Annotated in this window: 22 protein-coding genes; all 22 read right to left on the bottom strand. The window is 67.8% G+C overall.

All coding sequences use genetic code 11. The annotated features are described in order from the left end of the window. Positions 1-114: 114 nt before the first annotated feature. The 22 genes from AC2ISB_RS05820 to AC2ISB_RS05715 all read right to left on the bottom strand — a co-directional run bounded on the left by AC2ISB_RS05820 (position 115) and on the right by AC2ISB_RS05715 (position 21,925). Entirely contained in the window at positions 115-2,040 is a 1,926-nt protein-coding gene (locus AC2ISB_RS05820; RefSeq protein WP_486576568.1) for a DUF2793 domain-containing protein, read from the bottom strand. Between the two features lie 10 nt (positions 2,041-2,050). Next, complete coding sequence (locus AC2ISB_RS05815; RefSeq protein ID WP_486576566.1) at positions 2,051-6,016, bottom strand: baseplate multidomain protein megatron; 3,966 nt, start codon at positions 6,014-6,016, stop codon at positions 2,051-2,053. Positions 6,017-6,025: 9 nt separating this feature from the next. Further along, entirely contained in the window at positions 6,026-6,460 is a 435-nt protein-coding gene (locus AC2ISB_RS05810; RefSeq protein ID WP_486576564.1) for an NlpC/P60 family protein, read from the bottom strand. Then, on the bottom strand, positions 6,457-7,341 hold the full coding sequence (locus AC2ISB_RS05805; protein WP_486576562.1) for a DUF2163 domain-containing protein: 885 nt from the start codon (positions 7,339-7,341) through the stop codon (positions 6,457-6,459). The genes AC2ISB_RS05810 and AC2ISB_RS05805 overlap by 4 nt, the downstream gene beginning before the upstream one ends. Next, a complete protein-coding gene (locus AC2ISB_RS05800; protein ID WP_119896236.1) occupies positions 7,338-7,547 on the bottom strand; it encodes a hypothetical protein in 210 nt (69 codons plus the stop codon). Before AC2ISB_RS05800 ends, AC2ISB_RS05805 begins: the two co-directional genes overlap by 4 nt. Next, on the bottom strand, positions 7,544-8,188 hold the full coding sequence (locus AC2ISB_RS05795; protein ID WP_486576560.1) for a lysozyme: 645 nt from the start codon (positions 8,186-8,188) through the stop codon (positions 7,544-7,546). The genes AC2ISB_RS05800 and AC2ISB_RS05795 overlap by 4 nt, the downstream gene beginning before the upstream one ends. A 5-nt stretch (positions 8,189-8,193) precedes the next feature. Then, positions 8,194-8,325, bottom strand: a complete 132-nt coding sequence (locus tag AC2ISB_RS05790; protein WP_263740042.1) for a hypothetical protein — start codon at positions 8,323-8,325, stop codon at positions 8,194-8,196. Next, positions 8,318-8,668: a hypothetical protein gene (locus tag AC2ISB_RS05785; RefSeq protein WP_486576558.1), complete on the bottom strand. Its 351-nt coding sequence runs from the start codon at positions 8,666-8,668 to the stop codon at positions 8,318-8,320. The genes AC2ISB_RS05790 and AC2ISB_RS05785 overlap by 8 nt, the downstream gene beginning before the upstream one ends. Beyond that, the gene (locus AC2ISB_RS05780; RefSeq protein ID WP_486576556.1) at positions 8,665-9,291 is read right to left on the bottom strand and encodes a phage distal tail protein, Rcc01695 family; all 627 of its coding nucleotides are present in this window, start codon (positions 9,289-9,291) and stop codon (positions 8,665-8,667) included. The genes AC2ISB_RS05785 and AC2ISB_RS05780 overlap by 4 nt, the downstream gene beginning before the upstream one ends. Positions 9,292-9,294: 3 nt before the next feature. Then, on the bottom strand, positions 9,295-11,739 hold the full coding sequence (locus AC2ISB_RS05775) for a phage tail tape measure C-terminal domain-containing protein (RefSeq protein WP_486576554.1): 2,445 nt from the start codon (positions 11,737-11,739) through the stop codon (positions 9,295-9,297). Further along, the gene (locus AC2ISB_RS05770; protein WP_486576552.1) at positions 11,732-11,890 is read right to left on the bottom strand and encodes a DUF7697 family protein; all 159 of its coding nucleotides are present in this window, start codon (positions 11,888-11,890) and stop codon (positions 11,732-11,734) included. The genes AC2ISB_RS05775 and AC2ISB_RS05770 overlap by 8 nt, the downstream gene beginning before the upstream one ends. Positions 11,891-11,958: 68 nt before the next feature. Then, entirely contained in the window at positions 11,959-12,396 is a 438-nt protein-coding gene (locus AC2ISB_RS05765) for a hypothetical protein (protein ID WP_486576550.1), read from the bottom strand. Next, a complete protein-coding gene (locus AC2ISB_RS05760) occupies positions 12,396-13,334 on the bottom strand; it encodes a phage tail tube protein (RefSeq protein WP_486576548.1) in 939 nt (312 codons plus the stop codon). The genes AC2ISB_RS05765 and AC2ISB_RS05760 overlap by 1 nt, the downstream gene beginning before the upstream one ends. A 25-nt stretch (positions 13,335-13,359) precedes the next feature. Next, positions 13,360-13,779, bottom strand: a complete 420-nt coding sequence (locus AC2ISB_RS05755) for an RNA-binding protein (protein ID WP_486576546.1) — start codon at positions 13,777-13,779, stop codon at positions 13,360-13,362. Between the two features lie 91 nt (positions 13,780-13,870). Further along, the gene (locus AC2ISB_RS05750; protein WP_486576544.1) at positions 13,871-14,602 is read right to left on the bottom strand and encodes a hypothetical protein; all 732 of its coding nucleotides are present in this window, start codon (positions 14,600-14,602) and stop codon (positions 13,871-13,873) included. Positions 14,603-14,765: 163 nt separating this feature from the next. Continuing rightward, complete coding sequence (locus AC2ISB_RS05745) at positions 14,766-15,410, bottom strand: DUF6441 family protein (protein WP_486576542.1); 645 nt, start codon at positions 15,408-15,410, stop codon at positions 14,766-14,768. Next, on the bottom strand, positions 15,407-15,718 hold the full coding sequence (locus AC2ISB_RS05740; RefSeq protein WP_486576541.1) for a head-tail joining protein: 312 nt from the start codon (positions 15,716-15,718) through the stop codon (positions 15,407-15,409). The genes AC2ISB_RS05745 and AC2ISB_RS05740 overlap by 4 nt, the downstream gene beginning before the upstream one ends. Next, positions 15,718-16,053: a DUF2190 family protein gene (locus tag AC2ISB_RS05735; protein WP_486576539.1), complete on the bottom strand. Its 336-nt coding sequence runs from the start codon at positions 16,051-16,053 to the stop codon at positions 15,718-15,720. The genes AC2ISB_RS05740 and AC2ISB_RS05735 overlap by 1 nt, the downstream gene beginning before the upstream one ends. Positions 16,054-16,127: 74 nt before the next feature. Then, complete coding sequence (locus tag AC2ISB_RS05730) at positions 16,128-18,164, bottom strand: prohead protease/major capsid protein fusion protein (RefSeq protein ID WP_486576537.1); 2,037 nt, start codon at positions 18,162-18,164, stop codon at positions 16,128-16,130. Positions 18,165-18,168: 4 nt separating this feature from the next. Continuing rightward, complete coding sequence (locus AC2ISB_RS05725; protein WP_486576535.1) at positions 18,169-19,725, bottom strand: phage portal protein; 1,557 nt, start codon at positions 19,723-19,725, stop codon at positions 18,169-18,171. Continuing rightward, positions 19,725-19,934, bottom strand: coding sequence for a phage head-tail joining protein (locus AC2ISB_RS05720; protein ID WP_028030714.1), 210 nt, complete (start codon positions 19,932-19,934; stop codon positions 19,725-19,727). The genes AC2ISB_RS05725 and AC2ISB_RS05720 overlap by 1 nt, the downstream gene beginning before the upstream one ends. A gap of 2 nt (positions 19,935-19,936) precedes the next feature. Continuing rightward, the gene (locus AC2ISB_RS05715; RefSeq protein WP_486576533.1) at positions 19,937-21,925 is read right to left on the bottom strand and encodes a phage terminase large subunit family protein; all 1,989 of its coding nucleotides are present in this window, start codon (positions 21,923-21,925) and stop codon (positions 19,937-19,939) included. Between the last annotated feature and the right edge of the window lie 14 nt (positions 21,926-21,939).

The following is a 21,939-nucleotide window of genomic DNA, read 5'->3' as shown; positions in this document are numbered from 1 at the left end:
TGGTATTTTGGGGAAGCAAAGAGGACGGAATTTCCGCTGACGAGGTCAAGCGTGGTGCGACCCGATGGTCACCCGTCGGGGACTGGAAGGCCCGTCAAAGACCGTGCTTGGCGCTCAATAATCCGTCTCGACATACACCCCCGAGCAATCGTAGGCGACCGCCGCCGCCGTGGCGCCGTTGTTCATGAAGTTGCGCGGGCTCAGGAGTTGCGTGGCGGCGGGGATGTCGGTGTCGAGCATCACCTCGACCACTGCCCCGCTGACCTCCTCGACCACCCGGACGCCGATCTCGCTGCTGTTCGGGGCGGCGAGGAGCGTGAGGGTCAGGACGTTCGTCGTGCTCGCCACCGGGAAACTCGCCCCGAGATCGGTGAGCGTGGGCGCGCCGGAGGCGTCGTTCTGCACCAGCTGCCAGTTCGTGTGGGTGCCGCGTTGGAATCCGATGCCGATGCAGTTGACGACGGCCGACAACGTCAGGGTCGTGGCCAGCGCTGTTGTCGATCCGTAGAGGCCGAAGAAGCCCGTGCCGGTCGCCTGCAGGGTGACGAGCGAAAACCGGTTCACATAGGTGAAGCCGCCTAACCCATCCGCATTGCCGCGCCAGCAGACCCAGCCGGCCGAGCGTTCCTCGGCCGCCGCATCGGCGGTGGCGGCGCTGGTGACGCGCCAGCGGCGCATCGAGGTCGAAAGGTTCGTGGTGGCGAGCGTAGGCGTTGACACGGTCCCGACCGCCGTGCGCGGCATGCCATTGGTGTTCACGGTCGTGCCAGAGGAAGGCGCCCAGATCGCGATGCGGTTCACCCCGAAATGCGGCTGCAGCGGAAAGAACCGCCCCGAGGGCCGCTGGACGTCGAGCCATCCGGCCCCGGCACGGTCGCGGGCATAGATGGCCAGCTTTCCGCTCGGCGGCGGCGCGGGAACGGCGCTCACCGCCGGGAGCACGACGGGTTCGGGCATCTCGACCCGGCCGCTCGAGCGGTCGATGCGGAGCGCCTCGTAAAAGGCCGAGCCATCCGGGCTGACCTTGAAGCTGAAATCGTCGCTGCCCAGAAGTCCGATCAGCGCCCGGGCCGAAAAGCCTGTCTTGAAGGCGAAGGCGGCGTCGTTCCCGGCTGCGGTCTTGTTGACCGTCGCCTCGATCCCGGCGCCTGCGTTGTTCAGCAGAACCGCGGGCGTGTTGACCGAGAGCCGATTATAGCTGTCGGCCGTCGCGCCACCGAGGCCCAGAAGTTGCGCGGTCAGGTTCGCCTGGGGCATGCCGACCTGCGTGACGGCGTTGGCGAAGGTCACGGTCGGCGTGTTGACCACCGTGGTGCCGTTCGCGCCCGAGGTCGCGGGGCCGATGTTGACGACCGTGTTCGAGCCCGACACGCCGCCGGTGCCGAGGTTCACGGTCTTGGTGATGCCGGTGGTCGTCGCCCCGGTGCCCATCCCGTAAGTCGCGCTGCCCGTCGCCGTGCCGATGGTGGCCGTCGCGCCCGAGACTGTGACGGTGCCAGAGGCCGTCAGCGTGCCCGAGAAGGTCTTGTTGCCGCTGAAGGTCTGGGTGCCCGCCAGGATCGCCAGTTCCGACGACGTATTCGGCAGGGTGTAGCTGCGGGTCGCGCCGGTGCTGATACCGGAGAGCGAGAATACCGCCTTCTTCGTGGGATCTGCGTCGTTCACGAGGCTGAAGACGGCGTCCGAGATGTCGCTTGGCTCGCCCACGACCTCCCAGGCAGCGCCGGTCCAGACGAGCAGCACGGCCTCGTCCTCGACCCATGTCCGCCAGCCAGTTCGCGGTGGCAGGCGCAACCAGGCGCCGTCGGTCCAGAGGGCGATGTTCAGGTCCCAGCCCGCCCAGTCGCCGGTCGCGCCCGAAGCGACGATATAGCGGTCGCCATCGGCGGGACTGACTGGCGGCGCGGTCAGATCCCGGTCGAGAGCGGAAAGTTGGACGAGCCCGTCGAGGATCCGCAGCGCCTCGTTATGGGTGACGTGCTTCTGGGCCTGCGCTGCGAGGATGTAGGGTAGCAGGAGATGGATCGAGGCGTCGGACATGGGATGGCCTTCAGAAGATCAGCGTGACGGATTGCGGCGCGCCCCGCCCTACGAGGGCAGACAGCTGGTAGATGCGGATGTCGAGCGTGTCGCCCGGGCCGAGCAGCACGCCCCAGTCGGCGGTCTGACCGGCAGCGGTGTAGACTACGGTGGTGGTGGCCGCGCTCAGCACCCGCTTGACGGTGGCGCCGTCGAGGATCTCGACCTCATAGGCCTCCAGCTCCTCGGCCAGCGGAACCTCGAGCCCGCCCCAGCTGTCGGCCGCGAGCGCGCGGGACCGGCGCGTCCAGCGGATCGTCAGGTCGCCCGGCGCTCGCGGTCTGCGCCATGGCTGTTCGACATGCGCGACGGAGAATGGTCGCAGCCCCACGCCTGCGGGCGTGAAGGACTGCGCGACATACGTCTCGTCGCTGACCGGGCGGCTTGCCGGGCCGATGCGCCAGTTCCACGGCAATCCGAGATCGGCCTCGGCGATAGGCAGTGATGTCAACGCTGCGTCGAGCACCACGACCCGCGCGCCGGCGGGCGCCGGGTTGCCCATGGCACCTTCGGTCCCGCGCTGGCCGCGAAGGAGTCGGGTCAGGCGATACCGGCCGGGGGCGATCAGTTCGGCCGCGCCCGCCTGCACGATCTCCCAGACACCGGGCGCGCTCTCGATGGCGATGGCATTGGCACCGCCGAAGAGGGTCAGGTCGGTGACGCTTTCCAGCGTGCCGGTCAGCAGATCGACGACCAGCACGTTGCCAAGGTCGAACCGCGACGTCGGCCCGGCGTAGAAGTCCGAGACCAGCGTGCCGATCCGGGAGCGGCTGCCAAACGTGGTCAGCAGGTCGAACCCGTCCGAAGAGGGGCTGCGGTAGACCGCCATCTCGCCCGGCCACGGCAGTGCATGCGCCGCTGCGAAGGGCCGATGCGCGGGCTGATCTTCTTTCAGCTGCGGCAGGTCGAGGAGGACCGCCTCGGGCGCACCGAAGACGACGGCCTGCGACAGCGCCGAAGGTCGCGGCGCGCCGGGCGGCAGATCGTAGGCCTCCCGATCCTGACGGACGGCCTCGATGCCGCGTGCGTCGGCGTCGGCAATGGAGACGAGCCGCAGCGGGACGGACCGGCCGTCATGAGCGAGCATCATCACATCGGCCGGATCGAGCGCGAGCCGCGAGGGCGGCAGGCGGAACGCCGCGCTTTCCCGACCCGTCCAGGCTTCCATCAGCGCGCGGCGACAGCGGCGCTCGGCCTCCTCGGGGGGCACCGCCATCGGAAAGCTTTCGGAGGCAATGCGCGTGGTGTCCACAGTGATGCGCCGCGCCTCGACGAGGGCCGCGTCGTAATCTTCGTCGGCCCGGGCGACCTGCCATTTCAAGGCCTGCGGCAGTTCGGTCTCCTGTCCGCGCGTCAGCTCCAACACGTCGCCCTCGCGGGCGGCGACCAGATCGTCGGGTACGACGCTTGCCACCGCTGCCCGACCGCGCATGACGAAGCGGATGACGCCTTCGGTCTCAACGGCGTCGAACCCGAAGTGCCGCGCCAGCGTGGTGATCGATGCGCGCGGACTTTCCAACGCGCCGATGGCATAGCCCTCGACCGCGCCCCAGAGACCGGTGACTTCGATGCGATCCTCGGGCAGCCCGGCGCGCAGGCAGAGATGCCGCACAAGCGCGGCGAGCGACACCGCCCCGAGCCGCCCGGTCAGCCAATGGCCGAGCCGCCAGTTGGGGCCATCGGTCCAGACATCGGTCAGTTCGGGGAAGAACGGATACGGCCGCGCGTCCCAGGTCCAGGCCGCGCATTCCGGCACATCGACCATCGGGCCGCCGTAGACCGAGGACAGCGGGTTGTTCGCAGCCTCACCCCAGAAGAGATAGGTCGCCTCGAGATAGGCGCGCTGGATCGTGTCGTCGCGCCAGCCCCGCGAGAAATACGGCGTGAAGCTCTCCGACGACTTCGGGTCGAAGAAGACGTTGGGTTGGTTGGTGCCTCGGTCGATGGCCGGGCAGCCGAGTTCGTTGAAGCGGATCGGCTTCGATTGCGGCACCCATGCGGTCGGCGTGCTGCTCTCCACCCCGCCCGGGCGGTCGTAATGCGCGTTCGACCACCAGGCGCGCAGATCCTTGTAGCGGAAGACCCATGGCTTGCCGGCTGCGCCATCCGTGATCGGGGCCCGGACTTGCGCAGAGCGGTCGGCGGCACTGGCATAGAACCAGTCGAACCCCTCACGGCCCGCGATGTTCGCCTGCAGATAGGCCCGGTCGTAGATCGCGGGCCAGCCCTCGGCCGCGTCGGCGTGCCCGAAGCCGTCGCGCCAGTCCGACAGCGGCATGTAATTGTCGATACCGACGAAATCGATCTCCGGATCGGCCCAGAGCGGGTCGAGGTGGAAGAACACATCGCCCGAGCCGTCGCCCGGGTGATGCCCGAAGTATTCCGACCAGTCGGCTGCATAGCCGATCTCCGTGCCCGCGCCGAGAATGGCACGAACATCGGCGGCGAGTGCCTTGAACGCGGTGACGGCCGGATAAGTGCTGGCACCCGAGCGGATGGTGGTCAGCCCGCGCATCTCCGAGCCGATCAGGAAGGCATCGACCCCGCCCGCCGCCGCGCAGAGATGGGCGTAGTGCAGCATCATGCGGCGCAGGCCCCAGTCCCCGGACGAACCGGTCCAGGAGACGGTGTCGCCCGAGATCGTGAAGTCAGAGGGGGCCGCGCTGCCGAAAAAGGCTGCGACCTGGCTCGACGCCGTGGCTGTCTTGTCCACGCTCCCGGCATAGCCTGCCGCGGGCGAACATGTGATCCGGCCGCGCCAAGGGAATGTCGGCTGTCCCATCTCGGCGGCGTTGTCGGAATACGGGTTCGGCAGCGTGTTGCCGGGCGGGACGTCCATCAGGGTGAAGGGATAGAAGGTGACGCGCAGCCCGCGCGCCTTCATCTCCCGGATCGCCTGCACCACCGCGAAATCGGCGGGCGTGCCGCCATAGACGGGGCGATCCTCGGCGTCGCGGCTGACGAGGATGGCATTGGCGCGGCTGACGCCATTGACCAACCAGCCAACCGGCGTGGTGGATTTCGCCGAGACCTCGACGCCGGGGCGCAGTTTGCAGGAACCCGCCTGCAGGTCGTCGCCGAACCAGGCGACGACGAGGCTGACGCTCTCGACGGCCGGTGCCATGGCCTGCAGCCGGTCGAGCGCGACGACCATGTCGGCGGTCTCGGGCAGCGCGTTCAGGTTTTCGGCCTGCGTCGCGCCGCCAGAGGATTTGCGGATGGCCTGCGTCGCATAGGTGAATTCCCCCGAAGCCGGGATCAGGGTGACGGCACGGGTCAGTCCCTCGGCGGTGTCGGAATCGGCGAGCGGTCGGAAGACCTCGAAGGAGAGCTGCGGCAGGCGGTTGCCGTAGCTCGACAGCGGCAGTTCCTCGAAAACGACATAGGCGGTGCCGCGATAGGCGGGCGTGTTCGCCGCGCCCATCTTCGCGGCGATGAACGGATCGGCCGCCTGCGCCTCGTCGCCCGGATACCAGCGCCAGGTGACGCCGGAGAGGTCCATCGGCTTGCCGTCCGCCCAGACGCGCCCGATGCCGGTGATCGGCCCCTCGCAGAGCGCCACGGCGAAGGAGGCATAGTAGAGATACTCGGTGGTCTTGACCTTGCCGCCCCCACCGCCCTTGCCGCCACCCTGCGTGGTGGTCTTGGTCTCCTCGCGGAAATCGGTGGCCCAGATGATGTTGCCGCCGATGCGCATCCGGCCGTAGAGGCGCGGGATCACGGCCCCCTCGGTGGAGGAGGTGATGCGCAAGCTGTCGAGCCGCGCCCCTTCGATCCGCTGTGTCGGTGCGAGCGAAGACACGATCCAACTGTCGACGGCAGAGCCGATGGTGGAGCCGATGAACCCGCCGATCGTCGCACCACTGAAACCGAGGATTGCACCGCCGAAACCGCCGCCGATGGCGGCACCGGCGGCGCCGAGAATGAGGGTGGCCATGTCGGGGTCTCAGCGTTGCGGGAACAGGAAGGCGAAGGCGATGCGCCGCCGCCAGGCTGACGTGAGCGGCTCCTCGATCACGCCGAGCCGCTCGTAGGCATGGAGGAAGCTGTCCGGCCCGGTGAGGATCCCGACATGTTTGGCGATGGCGCGCGGTTTCATCCGAAAGAGGACCAGCGCGCCGGGACCGGCATCGGCCGGAGCGATCTCGGGCATCATGAGGCGCGCGCCTTCGGCCAGCACCTCGCGCGGGCCCGTCTCGCCCCAGTCGCGGCTGTAGGGCGGGATCGGGAAAGGCTCGGGGCCGACAACCTCGCGCCAGACGCCCCGGGCGAGCCCGAGGCAGTCGCAGCCGACGCCCTTGAGGCTCGCCTGGTCGTGATACGGCGTGCCAAGCCAAGACCATGCCGCCGCGATAACCCGATCCGGATCGGCGTGCTTCACAGCACACCCCCGTCGTGGCCACCGTCCTTGGTGGCATAGCGCAGCACGGCGTCCTGGCCGGGGATATGCGGAAAGCCCCGGAAACTGGCGGTGTTGGCGAACTTCCCGCCGCAGGTCTCGATCCGCTTGTCGCAGCCCGCGCGGATGGTGAAACCGTCGCTCTCAGCAATTGCGCGCACCGGGGCCTCAAGCAGGGTCAGCACAGCGATGCCGTCCGTCACGCCATGGCCCAGCACCTCGGTGCGCCGCCCTGCGTTCGCGCCGCTCGTCCAGTCCAGCGTGCCGAAGGTGAACCAGCCGACCTCGAATCCGCCGAGGCCCGAGGCAGTGAATGCCCGGTCGCGCAGGAGATCGATCACGGCTCCGGTTTCCTTGAAAGTTGGGTCCTCCAGATCGACGCCGCAGCGCGCATCGCCGAGCGCCGCGTCGCAACTCGCCTGGAAAGTCCGCCCGACCGTCTGGCCCAGCACATGGGCCAGCGAGCGCACCTCCGCGACGAAGGCAAGCCGCCCGCGCCGGATCTGCCCGATGGCTCCGCGCCGCATCAGCACGCGCTGAGCGGTGTCGGCCCAGTTCACCCGCCAGACCTCGACCGCCGCGTTGTCCCAACGGCCGTCGAGGATGTCGGTCTCGGTGATGCGGTCCGAGGTCAGCACGCCTTCCGCGTCCTGCGCATCGACCGACAGGTCCGAGCCGGAGCGAACCTCGGACGCCGTCAGCCCGCTTTCCGGCTCGAAATCGGTGCCGTCGAAGCTGAGCGTCCGGTCATGGTCGGTGAAGCCGAAGGTGACGCCATCGGCCCGGGCGATCCGCCAGCACCAGGCCAGCGTCGTCGTGCCCTCGTCGAGATGGGCCTGCAGCGCGGGCGAGAGGGATTTCACTTCCGCCCCCAGCCGCGAAGCAACGCCAGAGAGGCCAGTGCGGACGAGACGACACCGCCGCCAGCGCCGGTCAGCGCGTAGAGGTTGAAGGGCCTCAGGTCGAAGGTGCCGGTCGCCAGATCGAAATCAGCCAACCCGGCCATCGCCAGACCAGAGGCCGCCAGACAGGCAAGGTAGATCAGCCCACGCGCGAGGTTCCAGTTCATGATGTTGCCTTTCCTTTGAAATGGTCCAAAAGCCTCCGCCACCAAGACGGAGCGACAATGGATGGTCTAGGTATCGGCACGCTTGCGGGGCGCAGCAGCGCCAGCGTCTCGTCCTTGGTCAGGCGCCGGATCGGACGCGAGAAATCGACCCGGCCGTTGCGATCCACCGACCAGACCGGGATGGTACCGGCGGGATAGCGGCCCGTGGCGAAGAGATCGCGTTCGGCCTCACGGCGCGGGCGGATCGCGACGGGCTTGAGCCAGCCCATGAAGGCCGCTGCAGCTGCAGCCCGGTCGCCCGCGTTCAGGTGCCGTGTCAGCGCGGCCTTGGCGATACCGCCAGTGTTGTAGTGAAACGAGACCAGCGCATCGAACTCATGCGGTTCGAGCGGCACCTTCACGGTGCGCAGGACGGCGGCCTCGTAACGCGCGAGGTCGGACCGGAAGACCCGGAACGCCTCGCGGATCCCGGCATCGAGATCGGCGGGCATACCGCGCGGCATCGTGGCGGGATCGGGTGCCCCGGCTGCGGCCGTGTGGCCGATGCCGAACGTCCAGACCTGTTTCACATCGAGATAGGGTCCTGGCACGATCCCTTCGTGCCGGACGAGGGCCAGAAGCCCCCGGTCAGTCATCTGCATGGCAGTTACCCCAGAAGCGAGAGGATCAGGATCAGCGCGGCGACGGCGATGCCGATGCCCAGGCGGTGGCGGAAGGCCTGGCCGGGATCGGCCGGGTCGCAGCGCAGGGAGCGCGCGAGGCGGAGAAGGTCATGCATCGCCATCGCCTTTCCCGACATGGCGCAGGCGGGCAAGCAGCACCTCGATGAAGGCTGGACCGAAGACGCCGACCAGATAGGCGGCGGAACCCGCCGCGCCCCCGGCCGGGATCGCCTCGGGCGGCAGGCCTAGCCAGCGGGTGATGACGGCCATGGAGAGGCTGCCCATCCCGGCCGCGATCAGACCGCCGAGCAGGATGTGGCGCAGCGCATCGCGCAGCCGCATTTTCGTGGTCAGCGCATTGGTCGCTCCCCCGAGCGCGCCCCAGGCGGCAAGGATCACCGCCGTGGAGGCGAGCAGTTCCTTCAGCGCCGCCGCCAGAAATCCGGTTTCATCATTCATCGTCGGATCTCCAGAAGCGGGATGGAGGTGATCGAGCCCAGCCGCTCAAGGTCGAGCGTCACGTCGAGCACGTCGGTGTCGAAGCGTACGGGCACGTCGAACTCGAAGCCTGCGGTGATGGCGACGCCAGCGCCCGGCTCGGTGGTGAAGGTGATGACGCCGGTCGTGGTATCGACGGACCAGCCGGAGGCCTGGGGTGCGCCATTCAGGGCGACAGTGACCGAGCCCGCGACCGGCTTGGCGATGGTCCGCACCCATGTCTGGCTGCCCGAGGCGTAGCGCTTCACCAGTTGAAATGTCGTCGTCGCACCGTCGCCGGTGCCGATCGCCTGGTCGGTCGGCGCCGGTGTGCCCGAGGGCAGGCAAGACTTATGATCGCCCCAGTCCTTGAACCGGAAGCCATGCAGGCGACCGTTCCGCGCCTCGAAGAAGGCGACGACCGACGCCAGATCGTCTGCCCGGCGGATACCGTAGGCGACGTCATAGCGGCGGCGCGAGTTGGCCCAGCTGGCGTTGCGCTCCTCGTCGCCCGAGGCCAGCTCGACGATCTGGGTGCGCCGCTCCGGCCCGCCGCGCGCGCCCCGGCTGATGTTGTCCGGGAACCGTACCTCATGGAACGCCATGGCTTACATCCCCCTCCGCCCCAGCGAGACGGCCCGGGCGATGTCCGCCGCGACCTGCGTGCGGGACTGCCGGAAGCTCTCGGCGTCGCGGGCCATGATGGTGACATTGATCCCGCCGCCCGTGCTGTAGCTTTGGGCCTCGCGGCGCGAGAGCACCCGCTCGCCCCGTTTCAGGATCGCGGGCACCTCGTCGTGCCGAAGACCGACAGCGCCACCCGAATGCATCCGGGGAGCAGCGGCGAAGGCCATGGCCGGGACCATGCGCGAGGGGCCGGACGAGCCGACCATGCCGCCCGCGTGCAAGATGTTGGCGAAGATCCCGCCGGCGCCGCCGAGCGCGCCCGAGAGCGCGTTGGCGATGGGGCCGAGGATGAAGCGCCGCGCCGCCAGCTTCGCCAGATCGGCGATCACCGAGGTGACCAGATCGCGGAAGTTCAACTTGCCGGTTTTGACAAACTCACCGACCGCGTCCTCGGCGGATTGGAAGGCGCTGACGAGGCTCTGGCCGATATCGCCACCGATCTCCCGGGCCCGGCTGGCATAGTCCGAGAGCGCCGCCGTCACCGCCTGCCAGCCGGTCAGCGCACGCTCGGCCCCTTCGCCTGCGGCGGTTCCGGCATCGCGGGCATCGCGGGCAGCGCCACCGGCGCCATTGGCAGCGACTGCAGTGTCGTCGAGCCCGGCCGCCAGTGCATCGGCGGAGGTTGCGGCATCCGTCAGCGCGGTCTCGGCTTCCGTGCCGGAGCCGATCACGGCATCCTTCAGCGCCTGCCAGGCGGCAAGCGGCCGGGTCGCGGCATCGGTCAGCATGCCAGCGGCCTCGCGATAGGCATCGGCCCGGGCACGCGCGTCATCCGCCATGGCGCCGAGCCCAAGATCGGGCGGTGCGATGTACGTCCGCGCAAGCGCCGCCGAAAACGCATCGGCCGCCGCAGTGCCGGCCGCCGTTGCTGCGCCCTCGAACGGGTTGTCGATCCGGCTCAGGTCCACCGCGTCGAGCGTGTCGATCCGCACGCCGCCTTCGCCGGTGGCCCATTCGGGCAGCAGGGCCAGCGCGGCGTTCAGGGCCTCGATGAAGCTGTTGATCCGCGTGACGACGCCGTTCAGCATCGCCTCGACCCCGCCGATCAGCCCGTTTGCGGCCTGGTAGGCGAAGTCGCCGATGGCGCCCGGCAGGCTGCCCCAGATCGCCGCCGCGCCGTCATAGGCGCCCTGGAAGATCGCCACAGTGCGGTCGCCGAAACCCACGACGCCCGCGACGGTGCCGTCGAGTGCCGAAAGCGCGGCAGCCTTCAACCCCTCCCATCCAGCCGCCATGCGGGCCAGCGCGGCATCGAGCGCGAGCCCGACCCGCGACCAGACCTCGGAGGCCAGATCGGAGAGCAGCCGGAAGGCTTCGCCGACCCCGCCCACGCGTGCGACGAGTTGGGAAAACTGATAGATCAGTTCGCCGACGCCGACGATCAGAGCGCCGATGCCGGTGCGGATCAGAGCCCCGCGCAGCACGACAAGTGCGGTGGCGAACCCACGGACCGACAGTGCGGCGGCGGCCAGCCCGGCGACCCAGCGGCCCGCGAGGAAGGTCGCGAAGGTCACGGCATAGGTGGTCAGGCGGCCGATATTGTCGAAGAGACCGCGAATGGCGATGCCGAGCGGACCGGTGCGGCTGGCAATGGCGGCCATCGCGTTGGCGACCGCTTCGAGCGCCGGGGCTGCGGCGACGGCCAGCTGGTTCGACAGCCCCCGCCAGATCAGCCCAAGCCGGGAGATGGCGTCGTTCGTGCGCTCGATCTGGTCGGCGTCCTGTTCGGAAACGACGACGCCGAAGGCAAGCACGTCCTCGGTCGCCTGGCGCAGTGTCGCAGTGTCGATGCGCGACATGGCGATGGAACCTTCCTCGCCAAAAAGCTGACCCGCGACGGCCGCACGCTCGGCGGCAGGCACGAAATTCTCGATGGCGGCGTTGATCGCGCCGACGCGCTGGTCCAGCGGCAGCGCGATCAGGTCGTTGGCCGAAAGACCCAGCCGGTCGAGCGCGTCGGCCGCGGGACCGCTCCCGGTGGCCGCCTGGCTGAGACGACGCGTCAGATCCTTGGTGGCCTGCTCGATGCCGGACATCGAAACGCCCGCCAACTCGCCCGCGCGCTCCAGCGTCTGGATCGAGGCGACGGTGGTGCCGAGGGACTGTGCGAGCTTTGCCTGTGCATCGACGGTCTGGAGGCCAGAGCGGGTCATCGCCACGCCAGCGGCGGCGGCCGCTGCAACGGCGGCGGCTGCGGCCACGCGCACACGGCGCGAGAAGGCCGCGAGCCGGGCGTTCGCAGCGTCCATCTCCCGGCTGAGCCGTCCGAAACCTCGGGCACCGGCTTCACCGACGCCTTCCAGTTCGGCGCGCACCTGCCGACCACCGACCGCCGCAAGGCGGACGCTGACGCGTTTTTCAGCCATTTGGGCGTTCCATCTGTTCGTTGAGTTTGGCGACCATCACCGCTTCGATGACGGGCAGAAGTTCGGCAGCGACGGCGGGCGGCACACCGAGGGCGTCGCCAAGAGAGAGCGCGGCAGTCAGGTCCCAGCCAACGATGGCGCCGGGGGTCACCCGCAGCTGCCCCCCGAGGCGGCCGACGAGGTCCCAGACCTGCCAGCCTTCATGCGTCAGCGGCCGGTTCAGCCGGCTTGGGCAGTCTTCGCACGCTTGCGCGCAGGCTTGGCAATATCGGTCGCCCCCGCCGAAGGACCACTCGGCAAGGGCGCGGAGCCGTTTTTTTCCTGCTCCAGCAGCAGGCCCTTGGAGACGTAGCTCAGCTGGAAGGCCTCGAAGATCGGCCAGACATCGAGCAGGGCGTCGATGGCCTCGGGGCTGGGATTGATCGGCTTGCCTTCCGCATCACCGATACCCTCCCAGGCGAGCACCGCCCGCCGCGCCAGCGCCTTGGCGAAGGCGACGGCGCGTTCCTCGTCCGAGGCCTCCTCGGGCACGGCTTCCACGGCGGGATCGCTGCGCGTCGCGACCATCAGCGCGGTGGTCAGCGGGCGCAGCTGCACGCGGACGCCAGGGGCGAGGTCATGCCAGCGGGGCGCATTGGTCAGGTCGAGCGTCAGCATCAGTAACTCTCCACGTCGTTCACTAGGGTGGCGGTACACATCCGGCCGACCACGCTGTCGCGGGCAGCCTGCCAGTCGAAGGTGGCCTGCACGCCCTGCGGCCCGGAGATCTCGATCCGGGGGCGCGGCAGGTAGACGGCATGCACGGTGAAGGTGAAGCTCTCGCCCGAGGGTAGAACGTAGGCGAACTCCATCTCGCAGGGATCGCCATTGATCGCCTGCGTCACCAGTGTGCCGTCGGCGAAACGCACCTCGATGGAGCCGGTGAGCGCCGCGATGGACGGGTCTGCGCCATCGATGCGCCCGTCCGAGCGGATCGTCTCGATGCGGTCGAGGTTGTTGGCGTAGGTGATGTCGGCCGAGACCACGTTGCCGAGGGCCGAGCCGTTCCGCGTGATCGACCCGTTGAAATGACCGAACCTCTTCAGCTCCAACGCGGCGGGCGTGCCGGCGCTCGTCGTGGTCCCGACCGTTTCTCCCTGTGCCACTAGTCGAGCGGTGGCGGTCAGCAGGCCAGACCGCTGCATCTGCCAGGTGATCTGGTCGAGCACGCAGCCCGAATACATCGCGTAGCGCGGCACCTCCGGCATGCCGGTCTCGATGGAGAGGCTCGGCAGGGTCCAGGCGCCGGACCGGAACTCGTGCGTCCAGGGGCCGGTTCCGGTGGTAGTCGGCGCCCCGAAGGCGGCTTTCAGCCAGAAGCCAAAGGCCTCCGCGTCGAGCGGCACGACGACATCGCCGTCGGCCGTCACCGCATCCTTGATCGGCGCCAGCGGATCTCGGCCGTAGCCGAGAAGCTCGGAGTTCAGCAGCGGCTGCTCAGCGCCGAGAGAGGTGCTGGCGAAGGGCATGCGGGTGAAGCCGCTCGCGGGCGGCGTTCCATAGGTCGTCTCGAACGCAAGCGCCATCAGCGCCCGCGCCCCCTGGGCTCGTGCCATGTCTCAACTCCTGTTGTCGGTTGGATCAGCCGAGCGGGTCGGCCGTGGAATAGTGCAGGACCACTGGGATCACGGCGGCCTTGAGGCTGGCCGCGCCTTCGACCGGCAGATCGACCGGCCTCGGCGCTTCCGCCTCGACCCAGTCGCAGAGCCCGCCCAGCGTCCGGTCGGCGGCGAGTGCCGCGCCGATTCTGGCGGTCAGCGTGTCGAAGGCGGCGTCACGGGCGGGGCCCTGCACGACCGCCTCGATCTCGGCGCGGTGCTGGTAGTGATAGCGCAGCGGCGAGAGCGTCACCTCGGGTTCCCCCGGCTCGCCGTCGCGCAGGATCAGCAACCCCTCGGCCGGGACGCGCTCGGGCAGTACCTCGCCGCGCAGGGCTGTGGCGGGCAGCGCCGAAAGCCGCGCGTGCAGCGCGGCGAGGATAGTTTCGCGGGACGACGACATGCAAGCAGTCCATTCCGAAGATATTGGCCAGAAGACCGGCTATGCAATCGCGGCGGGGTAAATTTAAGCCGACAATCTCATAATTTGCGCTTTACTGATCATTGCGCCCCGAATGAATGAGATCCCTTGGGCAAAACAAGCGAGCGCGCTCCAAATCCGACAGCTCATTTCTGAAATTTTCAACGCAGTAACACCTGCTACCGCATTCTCTGTGTTGCACCAAGCTTCGCAGGCTTCTGAAGCTCTCAGTCGCCGCGAACAATGCATGCTCTGCAACAGTACCGGCATGGAGACCTTGTTCGGCATAAACGTTGCCATCAAAGTAATCTATAATGACGGCATCCAGATACGGAAAGAGAACAGGGCCTCCAGGTTTTCTTACCGTGAACATTCTTTGTTGCGAGCTCGGCTTATCCCAAGATTCGATTAATTCAGATACACTTTTGAAATAACGCTCTTCGGCTTCTTGTGCCTCCCGCCAATATATTGGATTGCTCTTCGTAATCCATACATCAAGATCATCTTTCAATAAGAACCCAATGTCGAACTTGAATAGTACTGGACCATATTTATTTTGGCGTCGAAATTTTTTATGCAAATCCTCAGTGTCGAGAAAGACGTCATCCCAGACGTCGAATTTTCTGTCATCAACATCCGAAGATTGGGGTGTCTGAAAGATGTTGCGGCGCTCGACATCACCTCTCGACAACAGCCCTCCGGCCAAGATGAACGACGTGCTCGTCGCCACAGTATTCGCATGATAGAGGTGCGTTACGCCTTTTGAAATAAGAGCTTCGTGCAATTCGACGTTTATTAGTTTCATGAAGGGTCCAACGCAAGTCTGTTCTAGAATGAAGAACACACAACATATCTCGCGTTGCAAGTCGTATCTGAAAGGGAAGCGCGCGACGGATCTGCACAAGCAAACAATGCGCGGTACCACCACTCAGCCGAGTTGCCTCAGATGCAAGACAGAACTTTAAAACTCATATCGTTCCACTACTCAATTTAGCCCCTAACCAGTTCGCCACGATCAACCCCGGCACGCTGTCCAACGCCCGGTCCGCTTCCCGTGCCAGGTCCAGCCGCTTCGGCAGCTTCACCTGCGGCACCAGCAGGAAGATCGGCGCGGTGACCTTGCCGCGCCCGGTCCTCGAGCGCGACACCACCGCCTGACCTTTCGTGTTCAGCCGGCCCTCCGCCACCAGCAAGCTCGGACCTGTCCGGCGATAGACGAAACGCAGGCGCAACCCGCGTCGTCGTTCCCATTCGCCGGGCGTGATCCGGCCGCCGCGCAGGGATTTGCCTGCAGCGGGCAGCGGGATTGCCAACCAGAACCCGTTCTTCGAGCGGATCAGCGGGCCGGTGTCATGCGCACCGACGATGACCGGGGCCTGGGACCAGACGAGCGCGGCGGCGTCGAGGCTTTCGCCCGCCTTCGGAAACGTCTGGCTGCGGATCGTGTTGGCAAGGCGTGTGCCGAGCCCTGCGCCGGTGATCTGCAACCGCCACGCCGACTTCAGCCCGGTCCCGGCCTCGCGCATGGCAGCGGTCACCGCGCGCTCCCCCGCCGCTACCTCGGCCTGCATCATCGCGACGGTGTCGGGATCGATGTTGAGCTTCAGTTTCACGCGGGCCTCAGATCCACGGTCCAGACCAGCCGCTCGCGGTCATGGACCGGCTCGCCCTGGATGATGAAGGCGTCTCCGTCGATCTCGATACGGTCGCCGGGACGCGGGTTCGCCACCTCGGCGACGCGCAGGTCGACGCGGGTGGTCTCGGACCAGAGCCGCGCGTCGCCAAAATCCGTGACAGCGTCCGCGCGCCGGGCGACGACGCGCACCAGAACGGGCGCGCCGCCCTCGGGCGTGTAGATCGCATCCCGGCCGATGTTCGGATCCGCAAAGAGCGCTCCCACGGCGGCGGCGAAAGCACTCATCAGAAGCTGCCGTTGAGCCGCACCCGGCCGATGGTGTCACCGGCTCCACCCGCGACCGCCTCGGTGGCGACGCCGATCAGCGTGTTCGAGGTCGCCACATTGGTGGTGCGCTTGTTGGTGTCGTCCCAATAGATCCTGACACCCGCGGTCCAAGCCTGCGAGCCGATCTTGGTGAGGTCGAAGACGCCGGTGAGCGCGGTCTCGACGGGCTCGCCTAGGGCGGCGGTGCCAGCAGCGACGCCGAAGATGGAACCGACGAGCAGGCCATCGCCGGAGGCGACGGCGTAGGGGGCGATCAGGGTGAAGGTGTTGCCGGGCTGGACGAAGTTTTTCATGGGGGTGATCCTCGTGGAAAGACGAAGGGCGGCCCGTCAGGACCGCCCACGTATCAAGGTTCAGGATGTGGGCATTACGCGCCCGGGTTCTTGTAGAGGCCGCGCCAGTCGATGGCCTTGGCGCCGAAGTCGAGGCGGCACTTGATCTCGACGCCGTCGACATCGAAGCCGTTGCGCGTCTCGATATAGGCGCCCTGCTGGCCCTCGAGATAGGCGTATTCGATGGTGTCGATCTGGTTCGGGCTCGCGGCCAGATACCAGGCGGTGGCGCTGGCGGCATCGAGGCGCGGCTCGCTGATGGGCGAGAGCGTGCGGATCGACTGCGGCACCACGCTGGAGGTCGCAGCGGGCACGAGGTTCTGGGCGACCAGCTGTTCGGCCTTCAGCTCCAGCGCGGCGGGCACGATCAGGAAGGCGGGGCGGATGTTCAGCACCGTCTTCTTGTCGAGGCCCGTCTGGAGCGCCATCGCCGCACGGGCCGCGCCCACCGCATCGACGGCCAGCGCCGCGCCGGTGCCCGCGAGGTTCTTGTGGTTGGCGTGAAACAGCGCCGTGCCATCGGCCATGGCCGGGTTGGCGGTGATGATGCCCCAGACCACGTCCGACTCCAGCTGGGCGATGGAGTTGCCGTACATGGCCGGGATCCGGGTGAAGGCGTCGAGATCATCGTTGATCAGCACCTGCCGGGTGATCGCGACCACGCGACCATAGGTCTTGACCTTGTAGCTTTCCTTGCTCTCGCCCAGCGTCCCGCGCTTGAACTCGCCGCTTTCGCCCACTTCCAGAAGCTGCGGCGCTTCGCCGAGTTGGACGCGGTGCATCGACTTGAAGTCGGTCGCCAGCACCTGGCGGCAGAAGAGCGCGAAGGTCCGGGGATAGGCGTCATAGGCCTGCCGCAGGGTCTTGTTGGTGACCGCCGAGAGGACCTCGGGGAAGTCCGAGGTCGAGTGCAGCGCCCGGGTCGCCACCTCATCACGCGACAGGCCGCGCGTGTTCACCCCGGCATTGCCGAGGCTCTCGCGGGCCAGTTCCAGAAGCGTCATGCCGCGATACTGGCGCGCGGCATCCTCGAGCGGGAACAGCGTCGGGCTGTAGCGGTGCAGCAGCGCATTCGCCACCGCGTCGCGGCGGGTGACGCGTTCATCTCGGCCGCCAAGGGGGACCGAGACATGCGGGAAGGTCCGGGTCTCGTCGGATTTCGCGGCGACCTGGTCGAGGATCAGGCGGCGGGACTCGTCCACGCTGATCCCGCGTTTCACCAGATCCTCGGCGAAGCTGCGCTCGAGGTTCAGGCGGCCGGCCAGATCATAGATGGTCGACACGCGGCCGCGCTCGGCCTCGCGGGCACGGGTCGCGATGGCTTCGGTATCGGGGGCCTCGGGCTTGGGGGCCTTGGGCAGGCTGCGCGTCTCAGCCGTGCGCGTTTGCGCCTCGGTCGCGCCGGTCTTGTCGTCGGGCATGGTGATCTCCTCGGTCGCTGCCGTGTCGTGGGTGTCGTCGGCCGGGGCGGCCGGGGTCGTCTTGTCGGTCATCGGGGATGTTCCTTGCGGTGTGGGGGCGTCCCGGCGATGGAGGACGCAGTCGTGATGTTCGCCCTTGGCGCGGAAGCCCGCGGCGGGATCGGCGCCGACCGGCACAGCCGAGATCTCGAACGGGGTCCAGTCGACCGCCCGCCAAAGCTCGCGCCCGCCATCGGGTTTCGAGATGTCGAAGCGGTGGACCTGATAGCCGATCGAGACCGCGCGTATGTGCCCGGCCTGGATGTCGCGCCAGATCGGCTCGACATCGGCGCGCTCACTGATCCGGACCTGCGCGATGCCGCGCCCGTTCTCGATCCGCACTGAGCCGGGCACGACCGAGCCGATGACGGCGTCGAGCGTGTCGATCTCATGGACCTTCAGGAAGGGCGCGCCCGCGTTCAGCCGTTCGAGACGGACATGGGTGGGATCAAGGCTCAGTTCCTCGTCATAGGGTTCGCCGAAGAAGCTGGCGCGACGAACGCGTGCGCCCGCCGACCAGATCACCTCGACGGTGCGCGCGTCATTGTCGACGCTGTTCGGCGCAAGCTCCGCCGACCGGCGCAGGGCCGGCAGTTCAATCATTGTATCCATGGGGTCAGTCCTGTTGGTCGGCCTGCGCCGGGTCATCGTCCGCGTCGGCGGCCGGGTCGTCGACGGTGGTGTCGTCAGCGGCGGGATCTTTCGCCGGGTCGCTGGTCTGCGCGCTGCCAGTCTTGGTGACGCGGCGCGGGTCGCTGTCGAGCACGAGGCCGAGGTCGTCGAGCTTCGCGTTTGTCGCGGCGATCTCGGCCAGCACGGCGTCGGGGTTGCGGCCCTGCCGGGCGATGGCCTGCGCTAGCGTCATAGTGCCCGAGCGGATGGCCAGCAGGTCGGCCATCGCATCCTTCTGCGGATCGACCGCCTCGAACTTCGGCGGCTGCCATTCGACCGGCACATCAGGTGTCGGGATCTGACCCGCCGCCCATGCGGCTTCCGTGAACCAGCGCCAGACCGGAACACAGAACATCGGGATGAAGAGCTGCCACTGCACGGCGTCGATCATCCGGCGGAACTCGACGAGGCCCGCCCGGATCGAGGAATAGTTGACCTGGCTGAGATCGCCGGTCAGTAGCTCATAAGGCACCCGGAACCCGGCCGAGATCGTGTGCAGGCTCGCCCGCTTGTATTCGCCGTAGCCCCCCGTCGCCGATGGCTGGTTGAAGCGGATGTCCTTGCCGCCGCGCGCATAGGCGATCAGCCCCGGCTCGAACTGCTCGACCCGGTTGCCGTCGGCATCGACGACCGATGGCGCGATGCCCTGCTGCGCCTCGTCGTCGCCGAAGACGATGGCGGTGACGCAGGCCTCGGTCTTCTTGCGGACCAGCTCGGCCACCTCGTAGTCGTCGAGATCGCGCAAGCTGCGGATCACCGGCGCACCCCAGGGAACGCCTCGCGCCTGTGTTCGCTGCTTCTCGTAGATATGGGCGATCTCGGTCGCCGGGACTGGGCGCGACCCGAGCCCACCGTTCAGCGCACCCCAGACATCGCCGGGATGTTCGGCATGGAGCCAGTAGGCTCGCCGCTTGCCGAGCGGGTCGAACTCGATCCCCTGCACCAGCCGGCCCGCGCCCAAGGCGCCGGATTTCGTCGCATCGAGCAAGTCCGCCTCCAGCACCTGCAATTGCAGCGGCACCGGCAGACCATCTGACGACCGCCGCAGACGGCGGCGCACCAGCACCTCGCCCGCTTCGACCATCTCGCGGCAGATCAGCGTCTGCAGCCCGTAGAAGTCGAGCTGGCCGTCGGCGTCACATTCCGCTGTCCAACGCTCGAAGAGCGCGTCGACCTTGCGGTCCAGCTTGTCATCGCCACTCGCGGCGCGCGGCATGATCCCCGCGCCGATGATGTTGTTGACCAGCACCGCGACGGCTTTCGACGCATGCGGGTTGTTGCGCACCAGATCACGCATCCGGTCGCGCAAGAGCGCCCCGGCCACGCCGATCTCGGTGTCGGCCGAGGATCCCGGCGCGCGCCAGCCGTCCGTCCGTCGCCCTTTCGCGGCCCCGTCATAGCCGCGCGTCAGGGTCTCGAAGGCCTGACGGGCCAGCACGCGCCTGGCGGCGGCCCGAGGGGCGACGGAGGCAATGGCCCTGTCGAACCAGTTTGCCGACATCAGCGATCTCCGCGACTGAAGCCAGCCAGTCCGGCCACCGGCAGTGGCCGGGTGGTGCCCGCAATTGCGCGTTCGATGGTGCGGATGCGGGCCAGAAGGTCTTCGGCCGAGCCATAGTCCACCGACTTGCCGTCGTAGCTCACCCGGGTCGTGCCGCTGGCATAGGCCCGGCGCAGCGCCGAGAGCTCGGTTTCCGTCCAGTCGGTCATGTTCAAAACCATCCTTCCCGCCGTCCAAGCCAGTCGGAGCGGCGCTTGCCCTGCGGGGCTTGTCCTGGCCGGTGAATTTGCCCGGCCGGATCGGTGTCACCGTAAGGAGCAGACCCGAGCTGATCCTCAAGGTCGCGCCATTTCTCCTCTGACCAGCGGTCCGCGCCCGCGATCCAGGCGGCGGCGCGGGCATAGACCCGGCAATCCAGCGCCTCGTTGCGTTCGCGCAGCTTCTGCCATTCGAGCTTGGCGAAGCCACGTTTCGTGCGGACGGTGACCAGTTGCTCGGCCACGACCTGCTTCAGCCATTCACTTTCCACCCATGTCGGTAGGTGGATCGTTCCGGGCGCAAAGCCCGCGCCCTCGGCCCGTTCTTCGGTCGTCGGCCGTTCCAGCCGCAGAAAGCGGTATGTCTCGGCCTTGAAGGTCGAGACCGCCACGGTCCAGAGCCGGGCTCCGCGCCGCAGCCGTTTGCCGCCCTCGGTCGCGTCGACGAATGTCGGCCCCGACACCGGGCTCGAGCGGTTGAACCCCTCGACGCCCTTCACCGGCGACACCTGCGCAGCGCCTTGCGCCCGCGACCAGGAATAGACCGCCGGGGCCTCGTAGCCCGTGTCGATGGCGAGCCGCGCGATCCTGAGATGCGCGCCGCGCTCATGCGGCCAGCTTCGGTCGAGCAGCGCGGTCAGCTCCGACCATGCGTCGTGCCGGTTGGGCCCGCCCTCGATCACGACGTGGTCGACGAGCCAGCTTTCCAGCCCGCGGCCCCAGGCCCAGATATCGACCTCGATCCGGTCCTTCTGCACGTCGGCCCCAGCGGTCAGGAACAGCCCGCCCGCAGGCACCGTGCCCGGCTTCCAGGCCTCGCGCCGGTCGTAGAGACGCTGCCAGTCTGGGGCTTCCCCGGTCTCGACCCATGTCTCGCCCAGCGACGTGTTGACGAAGGTCTTCATCGTCTCGTCCCCGCCGGAGCGCGCCGAGAGAAAGGCCCGCACCATCGCCTCCAGTCTGACCCAGGGCGAGTAGATCTCGTTAAGGTGGAAGCCCGCCACGCCCGCGAAGGGCTGCTCCGCCACCCAAAGTCCTTTTGAGACGGCCGCCCAGCGGGTCTCGTCCCGCCACGCCGCATCGCATTCCGCGCAGTGGTAGCGCGCCGTTTCGGGCCGGTGGTCGCCCTCGGGCCCCTTGCTCCAGCGCACCTGTGCCCAGGTCAGCACCTGTTCCGCCCCGCAGTCCGGGCATGGCACCCAGAACTGGCGCTGGTCGCTTTCCTCGAAGGCTGCCTCGATCCGGCTGGTGCCCTTGTTCGTCGGCGTCGAGACCAGCACGATCTTGCGGTTCCAGAAGGTCACCGTGCGTTTCCTGGCGAGGTTGACAGGATCACCCTCGGCGCCCGCGCTGAAGGGGTAGCGGTCCACCTCGTCGCACAGCAGCAGGCGGATCGGGCGGCTGGCCAGACCTGAGGGCGCGTTCGCGCCGACGATGGTCAGATGCCCGCCCGGAAACCGCTTGTGCAGGATCTTGTTATTGCCGTCGCGCGAGCGCGGATCGGCGATCTTGCCCTGCAGACAGGGCGTGTCACGGGCCATCGGCGAGAAGCGGTCCTTCGACCAGGTTTCCGCGTCGCGCTCGGTCGGCATCACAACCATGATCGGCGCGGGATCCTGATCGATGTGATAGCCGCAGGCGTTGTTCAGCACCTCGGTCTTGCCGACCTGGGCGGAGGACATGATGACCACCGTCTCGGTCGAGGCGTCCGAGATCGCCTCCATGATCCCGCGCTGATATTCGGCCCGGCTCGTGCGCCATTGCCCGGGTTCGGCGCTGGCCTCAGAGCTCAGCCGTCTGTTCTGGTCCGCCCAATCGCTGATCGTCAGTTCCGGCGGCGGGCACAGCACCTTCAGCGCCGTCTCCACCGTCCGCTTCAGGATCGGCGAGCCCGTCAATGTCAGCGCTGGCTTCGAGTTGGACATCTGGCTGCGCGAGATCATCGAGCACCTCGCGG

The organism is Thioclava sp. NS-SX20 (assembly GCF_057380695.1).
Note: the sequence above shows the minus strand (reverse complement) of the source record. Positions and strands in the feature narration are given on the sequence as shown.

Bases quoted from the DNA above. Each gene is read 5' to 3' on its own strand.
- AC2ISB_RS05765 (WP_486576550.1), bottom strand. From the start codon at position 12,396: ATGCTGACGCTCGACCTGACCAATGCGCCCCGCTGGCATGACCTCGCC.
- AC2ISB_RS05730 (WP_486576537.1), bottom strand. From the start codon at position 18,164: ATGGATACAATGATTGAACTGCCGGCCCTGCGCCGGTCGGCGGAGCTT.
- AC2ISB_RS05760 (WP_486576548.1), bottom strand. From the start codon at position 13,334: ATGGCACGAGCCCAGGGGGCGCGGGCGCTGATGGCGCTTGCGTTCGAG.
- AC2ISB_RS05800 (WP_119896236.1), bottom strand. From the start codon at position 7,547: ATGAACTGGAACCTCGCGCGTGGGCTGATCTACCTTGCCTGTCTGGCG.
- AC2ISB_RS05740 (WP_486576541.1), bottom strand. From the start codon at position 15,718: ATGAGTGCTTTCGCCGCCGCCGTGGGAGCGCTCTTTGCGGATCCGAAC.
- AC2ISB_RS05820 (WP_486576568.1), bottom strand. From the start codon at position 2,040: ATGTCCGACGCCTCGATCCATCTCCTGCTACCCTACATCCTCGCAGCG.
- AC2ISB_RS05735 (WP_486576539.1), bottom strand. From the start codon at position 16,053: ATGAAAAACTTCGTCCAGCCCGGCAACACCTTCACCCTGATCGCCCCC.
- AC2ISB_RS05720 (WP_028030714.1), bottom strand. From the start codon at position 19,934: ATGACCGACTGGACGGAAACCGAGCTCTCGGCGCTGCGCCGGGCCTAT.
- AC2ISB_RS05780 (WP_486576556.1), bottom strand. From the start codon at position 9,291: ATGGCGTTCCATGAGGTACGGTTCCCGGACAACATCAGCCGGGGCGCG.
- AC2ISB_RS05785 (WP_486576558.1), bottom strand. From the start codon at position 8,668: ATGAATGATGAAACCGGATTTCTGGCGGCGGCGCTGAAGGAACTGCTC.
- AC2ISB_RS05790 (WP_263740042.1), bottom strand. From the start codon at position 8,325: ATGCATGACCTTCTCCGCCTCGCGCGCTCCCTGCGCTGCGACCCGGCC.
- AC2ISB_RS05795 (WP_486576560.1), bottom strand. From the start codon at position 8,188: ATGCAGATGACTGACCGGGGGCTTCTGGCCCTCGTCCGGCACGAAGGG.
- AC2ISB_RS05775 (WP_486576554.1), bottom strand. From the start codon at position 11,739: ATGGCTGAAAAACGCGTCAGCGTCCGCCTTGCGGCGGTCGGTGGTCGG.
- AC2ISB_RS05725 (WP_486576535.1), bottom strand. From the start codon at position 19,725: ATGTCGGCAAACTGGTTCGACAGGGCCATTGCCTCCGTCGCCCCTCGG.
- AC2ISB_RS05750 (WP_486576544.1), bottom strand. From the start codon at position 14,602: ATGAAACTAATAAACGTCGAATTGCACGAAGCTCTTATTTCAAAAGGC.
- AC2ISB_RS05715 (WP_486576533.1), bottom strand. From the start codon at position 21,925: ATGATCTCGCGCAGCCAGATGTCCAACTCGAAGCCAGCGCTGACATTG.
- AC2ISB_RS05815 (WP_486576566.1), bottom strand. From the start codon at position 6,016: ATGGCCACCCTCATTCTCGGCGCCGCCGGTGCCGCCATCGGCGGCGGT.
- AC2ISB_RS05755 (WP_486576546.1), bottom strand. From the start codon at position 13,779: ATGTCGTCGTCCCGCGAAACTATCCTCGCCGCGCTGCACGCGCGGCTT.